Below are 18,516 nucleotides of genomic sequence, written 5' to 3' on the forward strand. Positions count from 1 at the left end.
ACGCGCTCACCGGCCGCCCGCCGTTCGGCTCGGGGGAGGCGGTGAGCCTCAGGGTGGTGCACGGCGAGCCCGATCTGGACGGCGTACCTCCGGGGTACGGAGCCGGGTGCTACTGGCCCTGTTGCTCGTCGCGCCGGCGCTGCCAGCGCTGCTCGATACGATCCATCACCGAGCGCCGCGGCCGTCCCTGACGGCGGGCATGCGGAGCGCCTGCGGCGGGCTGTTCGCCAGGCTTGGGAGCCTTGCGCCAGCCGGTCACGGCGAGGACCGCGCAGCCCAGCATGACGAGGAATCCCACCACGCTGACCCAGATCTGCAGTGTGACCATTCCGGCAATGAGGAGCGCGATACCCACGAGGAAGCCCGCGACCGCCTGGTAGACCCGTCGCCGGGTGTACGTCCGCAGACCGCTTCCCTCAAGCGCTGTCGCGAACTTGGGGTCTTCGGCGTACAGCGCTCGCTCCATCTGCTCAAGCATTCGCTGCTCGTGCTCCGAGAGCGGCACGGCGTCCTCCTCATCGTGCAGTCGCCGGGGCGACCCGGGGGGTCCCTTCAGGATAGGCAGGGAATCGCCCCCGTGAAACCCGCCCCTCTACGCCAATTGGCCAACCGGAATCCGCCATGGCTGTCCGGCTCGCTGAAGCTTCCATTCCCCAGCAGCCGTCCCGTCATGCCGGGCGGTCTCCCTCGATCATACGGCGCCGGGCCCCCGATCGGGGGGCCTGTGGCGTACTCCATGTGCGGCCGAGCCGCTGATCAGGGGTCCGGCACGGGAGGCCGCTCACGCCTCCGCGGCACCCCGCGTCACGCCGAGCACATGAAGCTGCGTGGCCACGGAGTGGAACGCCGGGAGCTCGGCCGCCGCGGCCTCCAGCTTGAGCAGCGCGTCCAGGGCACCGGGCTCGGTGTCCACGAGCACTCCGGGCACCAGGTCGGCGAAGACCCGCACGCCGTGCACGGCGCCGACGTCGAGGCCCGCGCCCGCGACGAACGCGGCGAGCTGCTCGGCGGTGAAGCGGTGCGGGACGGGGTCACCCGCGCCCCAGCGGCCGTTCGGGTCGTCGAGGGCCTGCTTGGCCTCCGTGAAGTGGCCGGCGAGGGCGCGCGCGAGGACGGCACCGCCGAGTCCGGCGGCGAGCAGGCTGAGGACGCCCTCGGGGCGCAGGGCGGCCACCACGGTGCGGACGCCCTCGGCGGGGTCGTCCACGTACTCCAGGACGCCGTGGCACAGCACCGCGTCGTAGCCGCCGCGCTCGACCACGTCGAAGAGGCCGTGGGCGTCGCCCTGGACGCCCTTGACGCGATCGGCGACACCAGCCTCGGCGGCGCGGCGCTCCAGCGCGAACAGCGCGTTCGGGCTGGGGTCGACGACGGTGACGCGGTGGCCGAGACGGGCGACGGGCACCGCGAAGTTGCCGCTGCCGCCTCCGGTGTCGAGGACGTCCAGCGCGTCCCGACCCGTGGCCTTGACCCGGCGGTCGAGGGCGTCCTGGAGGACCTCCCAGACCACGGCGGTACGGAGGGAGGCGCGGGGGCGGCTCGGGTCCGACACGGCAGTTGACTCCTCGGCGCGGCACCGCCTGTGCACGGCGGAGCGAACGGGCTGCCTCCCCGGTCCCGGTGCAGGGCGGAGGGAGGGCTTCAGGCGCCCTCCACCCTATTGCCTCCGGTGCCGTACCTGGTGATGTGTCTCGCGCGGCGAACACCGCCCGCTCACCCGGCGCGGTCCTCCGGCCGCTCGGGGTCCTGGCGCGGCTGCGGCAGCACCGGCTGAAGGACGAGCATCCGCTCCACCAGGCGCAGGAACATCGCCACGTCGCGTACGAGGTCGTCGGCGTCCCGGCGGGTCGCCGCGCCCTGGATGCCCGCCTCGGCCCGGGCCCGGCGGCGGGCGCCGGAGGCGAACAGGGCGCTCCACTCGGTGAGTTCGGGAGCTATCTCGGGGAGTACTTCCCAGGCGCTGCGGATACGGGCCCGGCGCCGGGCCGTGGTCTCCGGCTGGGCGCGCGCGGCGAGCACCGCGGCGGCGGTGCGCAGGGCGGCGAGGTGGGCCGTCGCATAACGCTCGTTCGGCGTTTCGAGGACGGCTGCCTCGTCCAGTCCGGCGCGGGCCTGGGCGAGGAGGTCGAGGGCGGCGGGCGGGGCCGTGGCCCGGCGGAGCACGGGGTGTACGTCGCTCGCCGGGCCGGTCAGTGAGGGGGCAGGGCCGGGGGCGCGGCGCCGACGGGCGGCGGCTGCGGACGAGTTGGCCATGACGAACCTCCTGTCGTCTGTGTGACGGCACTGGTGCCGTATGTACCCATCGTGAGGTAGGGCACTGACAATCCGTTCTGACCTGCGCTTTTGCTTCGATCGAAGGTTCGGGTTAGTTTTTGCACTGACCAGTCAGTTCAAATCCGGGATGGGGAAATCCGTGGGTGGGGTGGGTGTCGTCACCGAGGACTTCGGGCTCAGGGGGCCGCGCGGCTGGGCGTTCCGGGGGATCTCCCTGGACGCCGGGCCCGGCTCGCTGATCGCCGTCGTAGGGCCGTCCGGGTCGGGGCGTACGAGTCTGCTGCTCGCGCTCACCGGGCGGATGAAGGCGTCCGAAGGGGCCGCCTCCGTGGGCGGGTTCACGCTGCCGAAGCAGTCGGCGGCCGTACGGCGGGTCAGCGCGCCGGCCCATGTCGCCGGGGTCACCGACCTCGATCCGGCACTGACCGTCGCGGAGCATCTGCGGGAACGGGCGCTGCTGCAACGGCGGTTCGGGGACTCCGTGCGCGGGCTGCTGCGGCCGCGATCCGAGCGGGCGGTCGAGGCGGGGCTGCGGATCGAGCGGGCCGTGGCCGCCGCCGGGCTCGAACTCGACACCCTGCCCAAAGGCTCCCGGACCGCCGTACGGGATCTGGAACGGCCGCAGGAGTTGCGGCTGTCCATCGCGCTGGCGCTCATCGGGCGGCCCGCGCTGCTCGCCGTGGACGACGTCGATCTCAAGCTCTCGGATGCCGAACGGGCGGAGATCTGGGACCTGTTGAGGTCGCTCGCCGATTCCGGAACGACCGTCGTGGCGGTGTCCACCGAGGGAACGGAGAAGGCCGATGCACGCGCCGAGACTGGCCGCGCTTGAGCTGAGGCGCTTCGGCAGGGGGAAGCTGCCGCGCGCCGCGCTCGTCGCCCTCCTGCTGCTGCCGCTGCTGTACGGCGCCCTGTACCTGTGGTCCTTCTGGGACCCGTACGGCCGCCTGGACCGTATCCCCGTGGCGCTCGTCAACGACGACAAGGGGGCGAGTGCCGACGGGAAGAAGGTCACCGCCGGCGACGAGATCACCGAGGGGTTGCGCGACAGCGACACGTTCGACTGGCACGAGGTGAGCGCTGCCACCGCGCGGAAGGGCGTCGAGGACGGCACGTACTACCTGTCGTTGACCATGCCGGCCGACTTCAGTGAGCGTGTCACCTCCAGTGCGGGCGACTCCCCGGAGACGGGCGCGCTCCAGGTACGGACGAACGACGCGAACAACTACATCGTCGGGCAGATCTCCCGGACGGTGTTCAGCGAGGTCCGCTCGGCAGCGTCCACCAAGGCCTCGCGCACCTTCCTGGACCGGATCTTCGTCTCGTTCTCCGACATCCACGGCCAGACCGTGAAAGCCGCGGACGGCGCCGACCAGCTCAAGGGCGGCATCGGTACGGCCGAGGAGGGTTCCAAGGATCTCGCCGACGGGCTGAAGACCGCCAAGAAGGGCAGCGGCAAGCTCTCCAAGGGCCTGAAGAAGCTCGACACGGGCGCGGGCGACCTGGAGGCCGGCTCGAAGCAGGTCGCGGCGGGGACACAGACGCTCGCCGACACGGTCGACGGGGTCGCCGCCAAGGTAGGGCCCTTCCTGAAGGACAACGAGAAGACGATCGGGGACACCGCCCGACTGGTCGCCGATTCCGCCCAGTCGATCCGCGACAACCTCGACGTCCTGGTGAAGACGGCCCCGGTCGCCGCCAAGGGCGCGCACGCGGCCTCGGACACCCTGGACGAGGTCTACAGGGCACGCTGCGAAACCGCCGTCCTGAAGGACGCCGCCTGTCCCGACCTGAAGAAGGCCGCCCAGGCCGCCGCGGACGTGGCGAAGGTCGCCGACGACGTCAACAGCCTGGTCGCCGACCAGCACGGCGATCTGAAGAAGCTCGACGCGAACCTCGGCACGCTCCAGACGCAGGCCCAGGCGCTCGCCGACCGCGCACCGCACCTCTCCGAGGACCTCGACGACGCGGTGGCCAGGATCGACAAGCTCAACGACGGGGCCGGGAAGGTCGCCGCCGGCGCCAAGACCCTGCACACCGGGCTCGGCACGGCCAAGACCGGCGCCGCCGACCTGGACACCGGGGTCGGCAAGCTGAAGACGGGCGCCGTGGATCTCAGCGGCGGCCTGTACAAGCTCGTCGACGGCTCCGGGAAGCTCGCCGGCGGACTGCACGACGGCGCCGCGAAGATCCCGGACTACGACCAGCAGGACCGCGACCGGCGCACCGGGGTCATGTCCGACCCGGTCCGACTGGCCTCCCAGGACCTGCACAAGGCGCCCAACTACGGCACCGGATTCGCCCCCTATTTCATCCCGCTGTCCCTGTGGGTGGGCGCGATGGTGGCGTACATGCTGATCACGCCCATGAACCGGCGCGCGCTCGCCGCCGGTGCCCCGGCCTGGCGGATCGCCCTCGCGGGCTGGCTGCCGGTCGTGGCGGTCGGGGTGCTCCAGACGGTGGCCCTGATGGCCGTACTGCACTGGGCGATAGGCCTGGAGATGGCCCACGCGGCCGGCACGGTCGGCTTCCTGTTCCTGGTCACGGCGTGCTTCGCGGCCGTCGTGCAGTGGCTGAACGCGCGCTTCGGGGCGGCGGGCCGGATCCTCGTACTCGCCCTGCTGATGCTCCAGTTGACGTCGGCGGGCGGCACCTATCCGGTGCAGACCAGTCCGGGCTTCTTCAACGCGATCCACCCCTTCCTGCCGATGAGTTACGTGGTCGAGGCACTACGGAGGCTCATCACGGGCGGTGGCCTGGAACCCGTGTGGCACGCGTGCGTGGTGCTCGTCGGCTTCACCGCGGGCGCGCTCGCGCTGACCGCCCTGTCGGCGCGCCGCCGCCAGGTGTGGACCCTGGACCGGCTGCATCCGGAGCTGAGCCTGTGACCTCGCCCAGGACCCCGGCACCCGTGCCCGGCGCGGGAGTGGGGCCTGTGACAATCAGGCCCATGGAAAGCAGCAGCACCCCGCCGGGCGGCAGCACGCGCCGCGAGGCCACTCGGCAGAAGCTCTACGAGGCTGCCGTCACGCTCATCGCCGAACAGGGCTTCTCGGCCACCACGGTGGACGAGATCGCCGAGCGTGCCGGGGTCGCGAAGGGCACGGTCTACTACAACTTCGCGAGCAAGTCCGTCCTCTTCGAGGAGCTGCTGCGGCACGGCGTGGGCCTGCTCACCGCCTCCCTCCGCGAGGCGGCCGAGCAGACGGCCCGGGACGGCGGCAGCAAGGTCGACGCCCTGGACGCGATGATCCGCGCGGGCCTCGGCTTCATCGCCCGCTACCCGTCCTTCACCCAGCTCTACGTGGCCGAGCTGTGGCGCACCAACCGCTCCTGGCAGCCCACGCTCATGGTGGTACGGCAGCAGGTGAACGCCGCCATCGAGGACGTGCTGCACGCGGGCGTGGCGAACGGCGAGTTCAGCCCCGAGATCGATGTCCGGCTGACCGCGGCCGCGCTGGTCGGGATGGTCCTGGTGGCCGCCCTGGACTGGCAGTCGTTCCAACCGGAGCGCTCCCTGGACGACGTCCACTCGGCGCTGTCCCGGCTGCTCCAGGGCCGGGTGAGCGGAAGCCACTGACCGCACGCGCGGAAGCGCCGGTCCGTGGTGGCCGCGTCCCCCGCGGGCCACCTCGAACCGGCGCCTCCTCGTGCTTCCCCCGTACGTTCCCCCTGTCGGAACCCCCGTCGGTCAGTCCCCCGGGTTCCCCCGTGCCTCGCTTCCGCCGGGAATCCGGCGGAAGGAGCGGCCAAGGGCGCGGGTACCGTTCCGCCGCCCCGTGTCGGCGGTACCGGAGCCGCGCCCCTTTCCGTGTCTCCACTCTCTCGTTCGCGCAGGTCGCACCCCATCCGCGCGCGTACTCAACTCGCCCTCTAGGTACGGATACTCAGTCGTACGCGCTCAGGCCCAGGACGCCTCGTTGCGGAGTGGTTACTATCGCCTCCGTGTCCGTACTCCCTCTGGTCTTCACCAGCGGCTGGGCCAGCGGCATCAACGCCTACGCGGTGGTGCTGCTGCTCGGGATATTCGGCGCGACCGGGGTGAGCGACGCCGTCCCCGAGTCGCTGCAACGCCCTGAGGTCCTCGTCGCGGCCGGCGTGCTGTTCCTGTGCGAGGCGGTCGCCGACAAGATCCCCTACGTCGACTCCGTGTGGGACTCCGTGCACACGGTGATCCGGCCGGCCGCAGGGGCGTGGGTCGGGGCCGTGCTCGCCGGGCACAGCGGTTCGCTGAACGATGTGGCGGCGGGGTTGATCGGCGGTTCCACGGCGCTGGCCAGCCATACGGTCAAGGCCGGGACGCGGATGGCGATCAACACGTCGCCGGAGCCGTTCAGCAATGTGATCATGAGCCTCGCGGAGGATCTCGGGGTCGGCGGGATCGTCTCCTTCGCGATGTTCCATCCCCAGGCGGCGGCGATCATCGCGGCCGTGCTGCTGGCGACCGGCCTCACGGTTCTGTTCTTCCTCATCTCACGGATCCGCCGGTTCCTGCGCCGCCGGGCCCAACGCCGGGAGGAGAAACGGCTGGCCACGCAGGTGGGAGGGGACCCGGACCCACCGCGGTGGTGACGGCCCGTGACCGGAGTGTCAGTGGCGGCCGATAAAGTCGCGGGCATGGCAGGGATTGCGGTGATCGGCGCCGGCATGGGCGCGATGGCGGCCGCTGCCCGGCTGGCCGTCGCGGGCCACCGGGTGGCGGTGTACGAGCGTACGGAGACGTACGGCGGTGCGGTGCGCCGCTTCGAGCGGGAGGGCTTCGCCTTCGACACCGGCCCCGGACTGCTGCCCGTGCCCGCGGTCTACCGCGATCTGTTCATCAAGACCGGCAAGCAGCCGCTGGAGGACCTGGTCGAGCTGGTCCAGGTCGACCCGTCCTCCCGGCACCTCTTCGCGGACGGCACCGAGGTGTCGTTGCCGAACGCCTCCCGCGCGGGCGTCGTCACGGCCCTGGACGAGGCGCTGGGCGGCGGCGCGGGGCAGCGCTGGGGCGACTTCCTGATCCGGGCCCGCGAGGCCTGGGACCGCACCCGCAGGCCCCTCCTGGAGGAGCCGCTGTGGCCGAACTGGTCGGTGCTGGCCGGGCAGGAGCCCTATCCGGCGGTCCCGCACAAGAAACTGCTGCGCACCCGCCGTGCGGGCACCCTCGCCGAGATCGGCGCCTGGGAGCTGCGTGACGAGCGCCTGACGGCCCTCCTGGAGAGCCACGCGCTCGCGTACGGCCTGAACCCCTACAGTGCTCCGGCGAGCGCGGCCGTGCTGCCGTACATGGGGCACGCCTTCGGCACCTGGTATGTGCGGGGCGGCATGCGGGAGTTGGCGCGCGCGGTGTACGAGCGGTGCGTGGCGCGCAGGGTCGAGTTCGTCTTCGGGGCGGAGGTCACCCGGGTCCTGGAGAAGGACGGACGGGCGGCGGGAGTGGAGCTGTCGGACGGCTCGGTGACCGACGCGGACCATGTCGTCGCGGATGTGGACCCGGCGCGGCTGCGGGCCCTGACGGAGCGTCCGCTGGACGAGGACGGTGATGTGCGGGCCGATCCGGACGCGCCCCGGCCGGTGCGGTGCACGCTTCTGCTGGCCCTGCGCGGCCCGCGCGAGGCCGGTGCCGTCCACCGGACGGTCGTCCACGCACCGGACCGCGAGGCCGAGTTGGACTTCCTGGCCTCCCCGGGCGGCGACGAGCCCCGCTGTCCCACAGTGACGGTGCTGCGCCCCGACGACCCCGCGCTGCGGCCGGACGACGACCATGAGTCGGCGGTGGTGTCCGCCGTGCTGCCGGGCGAGGCGACCTGGGCGGACGAGGGCACTGTCCGGCGGTACACCGACTTCCTCCTCAAGGCCGCCGAGTCCGCCGTACCGGCTCTGCGGGAGCGCCTGTTGTGGCACGAGGTGCGCACTCCCGGGGACACGGAGAGCGAGACCGGCGCCCGCTCCGGAGCCGTACCCGCGCCCTCGCTCGCCGCCGGCGGGGGCCGTTTCCTGCATCCGGCGAACACCACGCGGCTGCCCGGTCTGTACCGGGTCGGCGGCTGGTCCCACCCCGGCGGCGGGCTTGCGCACGCCGGTATGTCGGGGGCGCTGGTCGCCGGACTGATCGTGGAGGGACCGGGGTTCAGAGGGTCTCAGTAGGCTTCAGAAACGGTACTGCTCGTCGTAGCCGGTGCCCGACTGCGGCTGCTGCTGCTGTTGGCCGTCGCCCTGGTAGTACTGCTGGTCCGCCGGGAGCTCGCCGCCGTAGGTCTCGTCGCTGCGCTGCTGCGGGACCCACACCCCGCCGGCCGGGGTCTCGCCCACATAGCCGTTGTTGCCGTACTGGTCCTGGGTGTAGCCCTGTTGGGGATACTGCTGCTGGCCGTCGTAGCCCGTGTCGTACGTGGCGCCGCCGTAGGTCTGGGTGCCGATGTACGGGTCGGAGTAGGCCGCGTACTGCTGCTGGCCGGTCGTGTCGTAGCCGTACTGCTGCTGGTCGTATCCCGAGTAGGCGGGGTCGTAGCCGTACTGCTGCTGCTCGCCCGTCGCGTAGGCCTGGTCCTGGGTCTGACCGGCGGCCGCCGCCGCGTAGTTGGGGTCGGCGGCGTTCGCGTACGCGGCGTTGCTGTATATGCCGTAGGAGCCGGTGTCGTCCGGCAGGGGCTGCGGTTCGTAGACCGAGGTGGTCTCGGCGGCCGTGGGGTCGAGGGGGCGGTTCGGGGTGAACACGTCGTCGCGGTCGTAGTCGTCGTCCTGGGCGTAGGCCGCCTTGTTCTGGCCGTAGTCCTGGAAGGCGCCCTCGGCCTGCTCGGGGCCGGCGGCCGCCAGGTCCGGGTCCTGCTCGTCCGGTTCGCCGCGGCGGCGCTTGATGCCGCCCGCGCCGGGCCGACCGGAGACCGCCCAGCCGGCTTCGAAGCCGCGGCGGAACGACAGGGTGACGTAGGTCTGGCCGACGGCGAAGGCCACCGCGCCCAGTCCGATCACGATGACGGAGGGCATCAGCACCCCGAGCACGACGCCCAGGAAGCCCACGAAGGCGAGCAGCCGCCAGCGCAGCCGTGCCTTGTACTGCAGCAACACCTCACCGAGCAACCACAGTGCGACGATGCCGAACGCGATGTAGAGGACCGTCCAGCCCATGTACGCCCCTCTCCCAGTGGCCGCTACGCAGTGTGTCGTATCTCCGGGCGGCCGGTCTAGGCCCGCGGTGGGTGGTGCAGGCCCAGGTTCTCGTAGATTTCCAGCGTCGCCGTGGAGTTGTTGAGCGTGATGAAGTGCAGTCCTGGCACTCCCTCGGCCAGCAGCCGGGCGCAGAACTCCGTGGCGAAGTCGATCCCGATCGAGCGTACAGCCGCCGGATCGTCTTTGGCTGTGAGGATTCGCTCTTTCAAGGCGTCCGGGATGACCGCGTTGCTGAGCTGCGGCAACCGCTCCAGCATCCGCACGCTGGTCACCGGCATGACCTCGGGGATGACCGGGGTGACACAGCCCGCGGCCTCGACGCGGTCGCGCAGGCGAAGATACGACTCCGGGCGGAAGAACATCTGAGTGATCGCGTAGTCGGCGCCGGCCCGGCACTTGTCGACGAAGTGCGAGACGTCCGTGTCCCAGTCCGGGGAGCGCGGGTGCATCTCCGGGAACGCGGCGACACCGACACAGAAGTCGCCCGACTCCTTGATGAGCCGGACCAGTTCGGCCGCGTACGTCAGCCCCTGGGGGTGCGCCACCCAGTCGGCCATGGGGTCGCCGGGCGGGTCGCCGCGCACGGCCAGGATGTTGCGGATCCCGGCGTCGGCGTACTGCCCGATGATGTTGCGCAGTTCGGCGACGGAGTGGTCGACCGCGGTGAGGTGTGCGACCGGGGTGAGCGTGGTGTCGGCGACGATCTGCTCGGTCTCCTTGACGGTGCCCGCGCGGGTCGAGCCGCCGGCGCCGTAGGTCACCGAGACGAAGTCGGGGGCGACGGCCTCGACCCTTCGCAGTGCGCTCCACAGGTTCCGCTCACCCTTGGGGGTCTTCGGCGCGGAGAACTCGAACGAATACGTCCCCTTGCCGGTCGCGAGCATGTCGCGCACGGTGCGTGCTCGATCAGTCCTGGTGGATGCGGTTCCGAAGGCCATACCCGCAGGTTAGTCAGGGGGCGCCGGTCACCCAACCGGAACCGGGAATTTGCCCGCTTTGTCGCCCTCTTGTCCACCCATCGGACAAAAGCCCGGCTCCTGGACGCCCCTCAGAGCTGCCGCAGCCGCTTCGCGAACTCCGCCGCCGCCGCGCCCGGGTCGTCGGCCTCCATGACGGCCCGTACGACGACGACCCGGCGGGCGCCCGCTTCGAGCACCTCGTCGAGGTTGCCGAGGTCGATGCCGCCGATGGCGAACCAGGGGCGGTCGGTGCCCAGGGCGGCCGTGTACCGGACCAGGTCGAGGCCGGGGGCGTGCCGGCCGGGCTTGGTGGGGGTCGGCCAGCAGGGGCCCGTGCAGAAGTAGTCCACGCCCTCCTGGACGGCGGCCGCGGCGGCCTCGGACTCGGCGTGGGTGGAGCGGCCGATCAGCACGTCCGCGCCGAGGATCGCGCGGGCCGCGGGGACCGGAAGGTCGCCCTGGCCCAGGTGCAGTACGTCGGCGCCGGCGGCGTGGGCGACGTCCGCGCGGTCGTTCACCGCCAGCAACCTGCCGTGCCGGGCGCAGGCGTCGGCGAACACCTGGAGGTGCTCAAGCTCCTCGGCGGCCTCCATGTCCTTGTCGCGCAACTGCACGATGTCGACCCCGCCGACCAGGACCGCGTCCAGGAACTCCGCGAGGTCGCCCTGTCGCCTGCGGGCGTCCGTGCAGAGGTAGAGCCGGGCGTCGGCGAGTTCGGCGCGCACGGCGGCGGCGGTGGTGTCGGGCATGGGTGTGTCCCCCGTTGTCATGGCGTGGTGGTGCCGTGTACGGGCCGCGGGTGGGCGCGGCCCGTACACCGGTCGGGCGTCCGGGTCAGACGGCGAGCGCCTGGGCGCGGCGCTTCACCTCCGTGCCGCGATTCTCGCTGAGTGCCTGCGCGGGGGTGCCGGGCAGGCTGGGGTCGGGGGTGAAGAGCCACTCCAGCATCTCTTCGTCGGAGAAGCCGTCGTCCCGCAGGAGCGTCAGGGTGCCCGTGAGGCCCTTGACGACCTTCTGCTCGGCCCCGTCGATGAAGGCGGCGGGGACGTGCAGCGCGCGGTTCTCACCACGGCGTACGGCGATGACTTGGCCCTCCTTGACCAGCTGCCGCACGCGTGTCACCTCGACATCGAGCATCTCTGCGATGTCGGGCAGCGTGAGCCAGGCGGGGACGAGAGCATCGATCTTTGCGTCAATCTCGGTCACGTGAACAGCGTGCCATCCCGGACTGACAGTCGGAAGTCGGGCCGGTCCGACCCGGGGGGTCCAACTAGGCGATAGCGGCCTTCATCGGCCGAGAAGGGTCGGCCAGCAGCTCGGGGTTCATCGGTGTGCCCGCCTCGATCAGGCGGCGGCCCTGGGCCAGGTCGCGGGGGCGGCCGACCGCCAGGAGGGCCACCAGGCGGTTCTCGCGCAGCCAGCAGACGGTCCAGGCCGGGGTGGACGGATCGCCGCGCCACAGGGTCGTGTCGGCGGACGCGTGGTGGCCGGCGTACTGGACGAAGCGGCCGAACTGCTCGGACCAGAAGTACGGCACCGGGTCGTAGACCGCCGGGACCTCCCCGATGATGTTCGCGGCGACCGTGCGGGGGCCCTGGAGGGCGTTGTCCCAGTGGTGGACCAGAAGGCGCTCGCCGTACCTTCCCGAAGGGAAGGAGGCGCAGTCGCCGACCGCGTACACGTCCGGCACCGAGGTGCGCAGCCGGTCGTCGGCCAGGACCTCGTGGTGGGCGCCCAGTGCGACGCCGGAGCCGGTCAGCCAGGTGGTGGCGGGGCGGGCGCCGATGCCGACCACGACGGCGCCGGCGGGCAGCCGGGAGCCGTCGTCGAGGACCACTTCGCCGGGTTCGACGTGCGCCACGCGCGCGTGCGTCCGCAGCGAGGCTCCGGCATCCGCGTACCAGGCGGCCATCGGCGCGGCCACCTCGGCGGGCAGCGCGCCGGCGAGCGGCCGGTCGGCGGCCTCCACGACGGTCACCGCGCAGCCCGCCTCGCGCGCGGCCGTGGCGAACTCCGCGCCGATCCAGCCCGCGCCGACGACCACGATGTCGTGCTGCCGGGCGAGCACGGGCCGCAGCCGCTCGGCGTCGTCCAGAGTGCGCAGCAGATGCACCCCGGGAATGCCCTCGGCGCCCGGCAGCCGGATCGGCTCGGCACCGGTCGCGAGCACCAGGACGTCGTACGGCACCGGGCCCTCGGCGGTGTCCAGTTCGTGCTCGGCGGGGCGCAGGCCCACCACCTCGCGCCCCAGCCGCACCTCGATGCCGAGCGCCTCGAAGTCGACGTCGAAGGCGGACCCCTCGGCCTTGCCCAGCAGCACGGCCTTGGACAGCGGCGGGCGGTCGTAGGGCTGATGGGGTTCCGCGCCGATCAGCGTGACGGTCCCGGTGAAGCCCTGCTCCCGCAGGGCGACCGCGGTCTGCACCCCGGCCATGCCCGCGCCGACGACGACCACACGTGTCTGCTCGCTCATCCGATCACCATAGACACCTGACAATTCGTCAGTCAGGGGGCGCGTTCAGTGAGCTGTTCCACAACACTCGTCCCGCTGCCCGGCTGCGACTCCCACTCCCAGGTCTCCTCCAGGCGGACGCGGCCGTCGGGCAGCTCGACCACTTGGGACACGCAGTGCCCGGAGGAGGTCGTCCCGTCCCGCTTCAACTGCACGTACCGGAAGTCGAGCCGGTCCCCCGCGCGCGTGCCGACGAGATGTCCGCGGACGACGTCGCCGCCCGCGTACTCGGCCCAGATCTCGCCGTCCTTCTCGTGGTAGGCGAACCGGGTGCGCGTCCCGACCTGACCCGGTGCCTGGTCCACGACGGGGGCGAGGACGAGACCGTCGAGCGAGCGGGCCATGAGCGGAGGCTCCCTTACTGAGGGATACGGCACGGGCTAGGGTGGCCAACGTAAAGCACTCGCGGGAGTCCGGACGTACCGGGCTGAGAGGGAGGCTGGCCGGCCTCCGACCGTACGAACCTGATCCGGGTCATGCCGGCGAAGGGAGGGGCTGGACGCCCATGCCTACACGTACGTCAGACGTCCTCGTCGTCGGGGGCGGAATCATCGGGCTGGTCACGGCCTGGCGGGCGGCGCAGCGCGGGTTCGCCACCGCTGTGGTGGACCCCGAGCCGGGCGGCGGGGCCGCTCAGGTGGCCGCCGGGATGCTGGCCGCCGTCACGGAGCTGCACTACGGCGAGCAGACCCTGCTCGCCCTCAACCTGGCCTCGGCGCACCGCTACCCGGACTTCGCGGCCGAGCTGACCGACCTCACCGGGCTGGATCTCGGCTATCGCCGCTGCGGCACGCTCGCCGTCGCCCTGGACGCCGACGACCGCGCCCATCTGCGGGAACTGCACGCCCTGCAACGGCAGTCGGGGCTGGACTCGGAGTGGCTGTCCGGGCGTGAGTGTCGGCGCCTGGAGCCGATGCTCGCGCCGGGCGTACGCGGGGGGCTCCGGGTCGACGGCGACCACCAGGTCGATCCCCGGCGGCTGGCGCACGCGCTGGTGGCCGCCTGCGAGCGGGCCGGCGTCGTCTTCCACCGGACCTGGGCCGAGCGCCTCACGGTCGTACGGGAGCGGGCCGCCGGAATCGTCACGCGGGACGGAGAAGCGCTCGGCGCGGATCAGGTGGTGCTCGCGGCCGGCAGTCTCAGCGGGCGGCTGGAGGGGGTTCCCGACGACGTCCTGCCGCCCGTACGGCCCGTGAAGGGGCAGGTGCTGCGGCTGACCGTGCCGGAGCGGTACGCGCCGTTCCTGAACCGCACCGTGCGCGCCGTGGTGCGCGGCAGCCAGGTCTATCTGGTGCCGCGCGAGAACGGCGAGCTGGTCGTCGGCGCGACCAGCGAGGAGCTGGGCTGGGACACCACGGTGACCGCCGGCGGTGTCTACGAACTGCTGCGTGACGCCCATGAGTTGATCCCGGGCATCACCGAACTCCCGCTCACCGAGACCCGGGCCGGGCTGCGCCCCGGCTCGCCCGACAACGCGCCGCTGCTCGGCCCGACCGGACTGCCGGGGCTGCTGCTGGCCACCGGGCACTACCGCAACGGCGTGCTGCTCACCCCGGTCACCGGCGACGCCCTCGCACACGCGCTGGCCACCGGTGAACTGCCGGACGAGGCGCGTCCGTTCACCCCGAAGCGGTTCGCCCTCACGGAGTCGCGCGTATGAACGTCTCCGTCAACGGGGAGCCCCGGGAGATCGCTCCCGGCACGGCTCTCGACACCCTCGTGCGGTCCCTGGCCCCGTCGCCCTCCGGTGTGGCCGCCGCCCTCAACGAAACCGTCGTCCCGCGCGCGCAGTGGCCGTCGACGCCCCTCTCCGAGGGAGACCGCGTCGAGGTCCTCACCGCCGTCCAAGGAGGCTGACCCATGGCCGACGACCCCTTCGTCCTCGGTGGCACGAACTTCACGTCCCGTCTGATCATGGGCACCGGAGGCGCGCCGAGCCTCGATGTCCTGGAGCGCGCGCTGGTGGCCTCCGGAACGGAGCTGACGACGGTCGCGATGCGGCGCGTAAACGCTTCCGTGCACGGCTCGGTGCTGTCCGTCCTGGACCGGCTGGGCATCCGGGTGCTGCCCAACACGGCGGGCTGCTTCACGGCAGGCGAGGCCGTGCTGACGGCCAGGCTGGCGCGGGAGGCGCTCGGGACGGCCCTGATCAAGCTCGAGGTGATCGCGGACGAGCGGACCCTGCTGCCCGACCCGATCGAGCTGCTCGATGCCGCCGAGACCCTGGTCGACGACGGGTTCACGGTGCTGCCGTACACGAACGACGATCCCGTGCTGGCGCGGAAGCTGGAGGACGTCGGGTGCGCGGCGATCATGCCGCTGGGCTCGCCGATCGGCTCCGGGCTCGGTATCCGCAACCCGCACAACTTCCAGCTCATCACCGAGCACGCGCGTGTGCCGGTGATCCTGGACGCGGGGGCCGGTACGGCGTCCGACGCCGCGTTCGCGATGGAGCTGGGATGCGCGGGTGTGATGCTCGCCTCGGCGGTGACGCGGGCGCGGGAGCCGGTGCTGATGGCCTCCGGCATGCGGAGCGCGGTGGAGGCGGGACGGCTGGCGTTCCGGGCGGGACGTATCCCGCGCAGGCACTTCGCCGAGGCCTCGTCCCCCGCGGAGGGCCTGGCCCGGCTGGACCCGGAGCGGCCGGCCTTCTGAACACCCGTTCCACAGCGTGGGATCCGTCACAGCTCGGCTGCAGTACCGCCCCGATCCTGGCCGAAAAGGCGGCGCTGTCAGCCTCGGCTCGTACACTCACCTGCGTGGATACGACCCTTCATGACCCTCTCGTCGGGCAGCTGCTCGACGGCCGCTATCGCGTCGACGCGCGGATCGCCGTCGGCGGGATGGCCACGGTCTACCGGGCCGTGGACACCCGCCTGGACCGGGTCCTCGCGCTCAAGGTGATGCACCCGGGGCTGGCGGCCGACGCCTCCTTCGTCGACCGGTTCATCCGCGAGGCCAAGTCGGTGGCGCGGCTGGCGCACCCGAACGTGGTGCAGGTCTTCGACCAGGGCGCCCAGGGGTCGTACGTCTATCTGGCGATGGAGTACGTCGCCGGCTGCACCCTGCGGGACGTGCTGCGCGAGCGCGGGGCGCTCCAGCCGCGGGCCGCCCTCGACATCCTGGAGCCGGTGCTGGCCGCGCTGGGTGCCGCGCACCGGGCCGGGTTCGTGCACCGGGACATGAAGCCGGAGAACGTGCTCATAGGGGACGACGGCCGGGTCAAGGTCGCCGACTTCGGGCTGGTCAGGTCCGTGGACACGGTCACCAGCACCACCGGGTCCGTCCTCGGCACGGTGTCGTATCTCGCGCCGGAGCAGATCGAGGGGACCACCGCCGATCCCCGGGTCGACGTGTACGCGTGCGGTGTCGTGCTGTACGAGATGCTGACCGGGCAGAAGCCGCACGACGGGGACTCCGCCGCGATCGTGCTCTACAAGCATCTGCACGAGGACGTCCCGCCGCCCTCGGCCCTCGTCCCGGGGCTGGCGTTCGAGCTGGACGAGCTGGTCGCCACGGCCACCGCGCGCACCCCGGACATCCGGCCCTACGACGCGGTCGCGCTGTTCGGCCTGGTGCGCGACGCGCGCTCGGGGCTGAGCACCGAGCAGTTGGACGCGGTGCCGCCGCAGGCGCTGACCGCGGAGTATCCCCACTCGGAGAACCGTACGAGCGTGATCCCGCGCTCGCTGACCGTGCCCCGCCCGCTGCCCGTCAACGAGGACGACGAGCACGGTGACCCGCTCAACCGGACCAGCCGGTTCGAGAGCGGCCCCCCGCTGCCGCCCCGGCGGCGCGACGCGCGGCGGCCCCGGCGCGGACTGTTCGCGGTTCTCGCCGCCGTGCTGCTGATCCTCGGGGTCGGGGCGGGCGTCTGGTACATCAACTCCGGACAGTTCACCAAGGTCCCGCCGCTGCTGGCGAAGACGCAGGCGCAGGCGAGGGAGCGGCTGGACGAGGCCGGTCTCGACGTCAAGGCGGTCAAGCACGCCTACAGCGACACGGTGAAGCGTGGCACGGTGATCAGCTCCGATCCGGAGTCGGGCGCCCGCATCCGGGACAACGACTCGGTGACCCTGACCATCTCGGACGGCCCGGAGACCGTGAAGGTGCCGGACCTGACGGGCTACCGCCTGGACAAGGCGCAGGCCCTGCTGAAGCGGGACGGGCTGGCGGCCGGCATGGTCACCAGGGAGTTCAGCGACGACGTCCCCAAGGGCTTTGTGATCGGCACGGCTCCGGACGCGGGCACGAAGCGTCACGCGGGCTCCGCGATCGCCCTGACCGTCAGCAAGGGCAGCGCGGTGGACGTGCCCGACGTCACCGGTGAGGACCTGGACGAAGCGAAGGCGGACCTCCAGGACGCCGGTCTCGCGGTGAAGGTGTCGGCCACCGAGGTCACCTCGGAGTACGACGCGGGCCAGGTCGCGAAGCAGACCCCGGCCGGCGACAGCCAGGCCGCCGACGGCGACACCGTCACCCTGACCGTGTCCAAGGGCCCGGAGATGGTCGAGGTCCCGAGCGTGGTCGGCGCGAGCGTCGACGCAGCGACGAAGCTCCTTGAGGAGTCAGGCTTCAAGGTCAAGGAGGACCGCGGTCTGCTCGGCCTGTTCGGCGACACCGTCAAGAGCCAGTCCGTGGACGCGGGCGAGCAGGCTCCCAAGGGGTCGACGATCACGATCGAGATCCGGTGACGGGGGTGTCCCGCGCGCGTGACACCCTGGACGGGTGAGCAGCCAGTTCCCCTCCCGCAACCCTGTCGGCGGTCACGTCCCCGTGGCCGGCGGCCTGAATTCCGTAGGTCTGTCCTACGCCCGTGACCTCAAGGCCGAGACCGTGCAGGTCTTCGTCGCCAACCCGCGCGGCTGGGCCACCCCGGTCGGGAACCCGCGGCAGGACGAGGAGTTCCGCGCGGCCTGCGAGGCCGGGTCGATCCCGGCGTATGTGCACGCCCCGTACCTGATCAACTTCGGCTCGCACACCGAGGCGACCGTGGAGAAGTCGGTCGACTCGCTGCGGCACTCGCTCAGGCGGGGGCGGGAGATCGGTGCGCTCGGCGTGGTCGTGCACACCGGGAGCGCGACGGGCGGGCGGGAGCGGTGGGTGGCCCTGGCGCAGGTGCGGGAGCGGCTGCTGCCGCTGCTGGACGAGCTGACCCACGACGACGATCCGTTCCTGCTCCTGGAGTCCACGGCCGGGCAGGGGGCCTCCCTGTGCTCACGGACCTGGGACTTCGGGCCGTACTTCGAGGCGCTGGACGCCCACCCGAAGCTCGGCGTCTGCCTGGACACGTGCCACATCTTCGCCGCAGGACACGACCTGACCGGTCCGGCCGGTATGCACCAGACCCTCGACCTGCTGGTGGACACGGTCGGCGAGGGCCGGCTGAAGCTGATCCACGCCAACGACTCCAAGGATGTCGTCGGCGCCCACAAGGACCGGCACGAGAACATCGGCTCCGGCCACATCGGCGAGGACCCGTTCCGCGCGCTGATGACCCACCCGGCGACCGCGGGCGTACCGCTGATCATCGAGACACCCGGGGGCAAGGAAGGGCATGCGGCGGACGTGGAGCGGCTGAAGAAGCTCAGGGACTCGTAGTCCCGGTAGTCCCGGGAC

General features: G+C 72.0%; 19 protein-coding genes and 1 riboswitch. Of the genes, 10 read left to right on the plus strand and 9 right to left on the minus strand.

The annotated features are described in order from the left end of the window. Positions 1–109 precede the first annotated feature (109 nt). From ABZT04_RS39250 to ABZT04_RS39260, 3 genes are all read right to left on the minus strand, one after another. Complete coding sequence (locus ABZT04_RS39250; protein ID WP_356063666.1) at positions 110–505, minus strand: DUF3040 domain-containing protein; 396 nt, start codon at positions 503–505, stop codon at positions 110–112. A gap of 276 nt (positions 506–781) precedes the next feature. Further along, positions 782–1,552 carry a methyltransferase gene (locus ABZT04_RS39255; RefSeq protein WP_356063668.1) on the minus strand — a complete coding sequence of 257 codons (771 nt, stop codon included), beginning with the start codon at positions 1,550–1,552 and terminating at the stop codon, positions 782–784. A 161-nt stretch (positions 1,553–1,713) separates the two neighbouring features. Beyond that, a complete protein-coding gene (locus ABZT04_RS39260) occupies positions 1,714–2,253 on the minus strand; it encodes an SAV_6107 family HEPN domain-containing protein (protein WP_356063671.1) in 540 nt (179 codons plus the stop codon). A gap of 160 nt (positions 2,254–2,413) precedes the next feature. Here ABZT04_RS39260 and ABZT04_RS39265 point away from each other — a divergent pair, with 160 nt between their 5' ends. The 5 genes from ABZT04_RS39265 (at position 2,414) to ABZT04_RS39285 (ending at position 8,403) form a co-directional block, all read left to right on the plus strand. Next, positions 2,414–3,106, plus strand: coding sequence for an ATP-binding cassette domain-containing protein (locus ABZT04_RS39265; protein WP_356063674.1), 693 nt, complete (start codon positions 2,414–2,416; stop codon positions 3,104–3,106). After that, a complete protein-coding gene (locus ABZT04_RS39270; protein ID WP_356063676.1) occupies positions 3,078–5,162 on the plus strand; it encodes a YhgE/Pip domain-containing protein in 2,085 nt (694 codons plus the stop codon). The genes ABZT04_RS39265 and ABZT04_RS39270 overlap by 29 nt, the downstream gene beginning before the upstream one ends. A gap of 62 nt (positions 5,163–5,224) precedes the next feature. Next, complete coding sequence (locus ABZT04_RS39275; protein WP_355922407.1) at positions 5,225–5,854, plus strand: TetR/AcrR family transcriptional regulator; 630 nt, start codon at positions 5,225–5,227, stop codon at positions 5,852–5,854. 365 nt (positions 5,855–6,219) lie between these two features. After that, complete coding sequence (locus tag ABZT04_RS39280) at positions 6,220–6,846, plus strand: DUF4126 domain-containing protein (RefSeq protein ID WP_356063679.1); 627 nt, start codon at positions 6,220–6,222, stop codon at positions 6,844–6,846. Positions 6,847–6,891: 45 nt separating this feature from the next. Then, the gene (locus ABZT04_RS39285; RefSeq protein WP_356063681.1) at positions 6,892–8,403 is read left to right on the plus strand and encodes an NAD(P)/FAD-dependent oxidoreductase; all 1,512 of its coding nucleotides are present in this window, start codon (positions 6,892–6,894) and stop codon (positions 8,401–8,403) included. A 3-nt stretch (positions 8,404–8,406) separates the two neighbouring features. On the opposite strand, the gene ABZT04_RS39290 is transcribed toward ABZT04_RS39285, so the two are convergent. The 6 genes from ABZT04_RS39290 to ABZT04_RS39315 all read right to left on the minus strand — a co-directional run bounded on the left by ABZT04_RS39290 (position 8,407) and on the right by ABZT04_RS39315 (position 13,241). After that, positions 8,407–9,384, minus strand: coding sequence for a hypothetical protein (locus tag ABZT04_RS39290; RefSeq protein ID WP_356063683.1), 978 nt, complete (start codon positions 9,382–9,384; stop codon positions 8,407–8,409). Positions 9,385–9,440: 56 nt separating this feature from the next. Next, entirely contained in the window at positions 9,441–10,364 is a 924-nt protein-coding gene (gene metF / locus ABZT04_RS39295; protein ID WP_356063685.1) for a methylenetetrahydrofolate reductase [NAD(P)H], read from the minus strand. 110 nt (positions 10,365–10,474) lie between these two features. Then, positions 10,475–11,134 (minus strand): thiamine phosphate synthase, encoded by a 660-nt coding sequence (gene thiE, locus ABZT04_RS39300; RefSeq protein WP_356063688.1) that lies wholly within the window; start codon positions 11,132–11,134, stop codon positions 10,475–10,477. A gap of 85 nt (positions 11,135–11,219) precedes the next feature. Next, positions 11,220–11,591: an Rv2175c family DNA-binding protein gene (locus tag ABZT04_RS39305; RefSeq protein ID WP_019067778.1), complete on the minus strand. Its 372-nt coding sequence runs from the start codon at positions 11,589–11,591 to the stop codon at positions 11,220–11,222. Between the two features lie 64 nt (positions 11,592–11,655). After that, entirely contained in the window at positions 11,656–12,858 is a 1,203-nt protein-coding gene (locus ABZT04_RS39310) for an FAD-dependent oxidoreductase (RefSeq protein ID WP_356063690.1), read from the minus strand. Between the two features lie 32 nt (positions 12,859–12,890). Beyond that, positions 12,891–13,241, minus strand: a complete 351-nt coding sequence (locus tag ABZT04_RS39315; protein ID WP_356063692.1) for a hypothetical protein — start codon at positions 13,239–13,241, stop codon at positions 12,891–12,893. Between the two features lie 51 nt (positions 13,242–13,292). After that, a riboswitch (TPP riboswitch) is annotated at positions 13,293–13,405 on the plus strand. Here ABZT04_RS39315 and thiO point away from each other — a divergent pair. From thiO to ABZT04_RS39340, 5 genes are all read left to right on the plus strand, one after another. Beyond that, on the plus strand, positions 13,403–14,557 hold the full coding sequence (gene thiO, locus ABZT04_RS39320) for a glycine oxidase ThiO (RefSeq protein ID WP_356063694.1): 1,155 nt from the start codon (positions 13,403–13,405) through the stop codon (positions 14,555–14,557). Its footprint overlaps the riboswitch before it by 3 nt. Next, positions 14,554–14,754: a sulfur carrier protein ThiS gene (gene thiS / locus ABZT04_RS39325; RefSeq protein WP_355922381.1), complete on the plus strand. Its 201-nt coding sequence runs from the start codon at positions 14,554–14,556 to the stop codon at positions 14,752–14,754. The genes thiO and thiS overlap by 4 nt, the downstream gene beginning before the upstream one ends. A 3-nt stretch (positions 14,755–14,757) precedes the next feature. Further along, positions 14,758–15,552: a thiazole synthase gene (locus ABZT04_RS39330; protein WP_356063697.1), complete on the plus strand. Its 795-nt coding sequence runs from the start codon at positions 14,758–14,760 to the stop codon at positions 15,550–15,552. Between the two features lie 104 nt (positions 15,553–15,656). Beyond that, positions 15,657–17,591 (plus strand): Stk1 family PASTA domain-containing Ser/Thr kinase, encoded by a 1,935-nt coding sequence (gene pknB / locus ABZT04_RS39335; protein ID WP_356063699.1) that lies wholly within the window; start codon positions 15,657–15,659, stop codon positions 17,589–17,591. A 34-nt stretch (positions 17,592–17,625) separates the two neighbouring features. Then, the gene (locus ABZT04_RS39340; protein WP_356063701.1) at positions 17,626–18,498 is read left to right on the plus strand and encodes a deoxyribonuclease IV; all 873 of its coding nucleotides are present in this window, start codon (positions 17,626–17,628) and stop codon (positions 18,496–18,498) included. Positions 18,499–18,516 lie beyond the last annotated feature (18 nt).

Source organism: Streptomyces sp. NPDC005492, assembly GCF_040605995.1.
Lineage (GTDB): Bacteria > Actinomycetota > Actinomycetes > Streptomycetales > Streptomycetaceae > Streptomyces.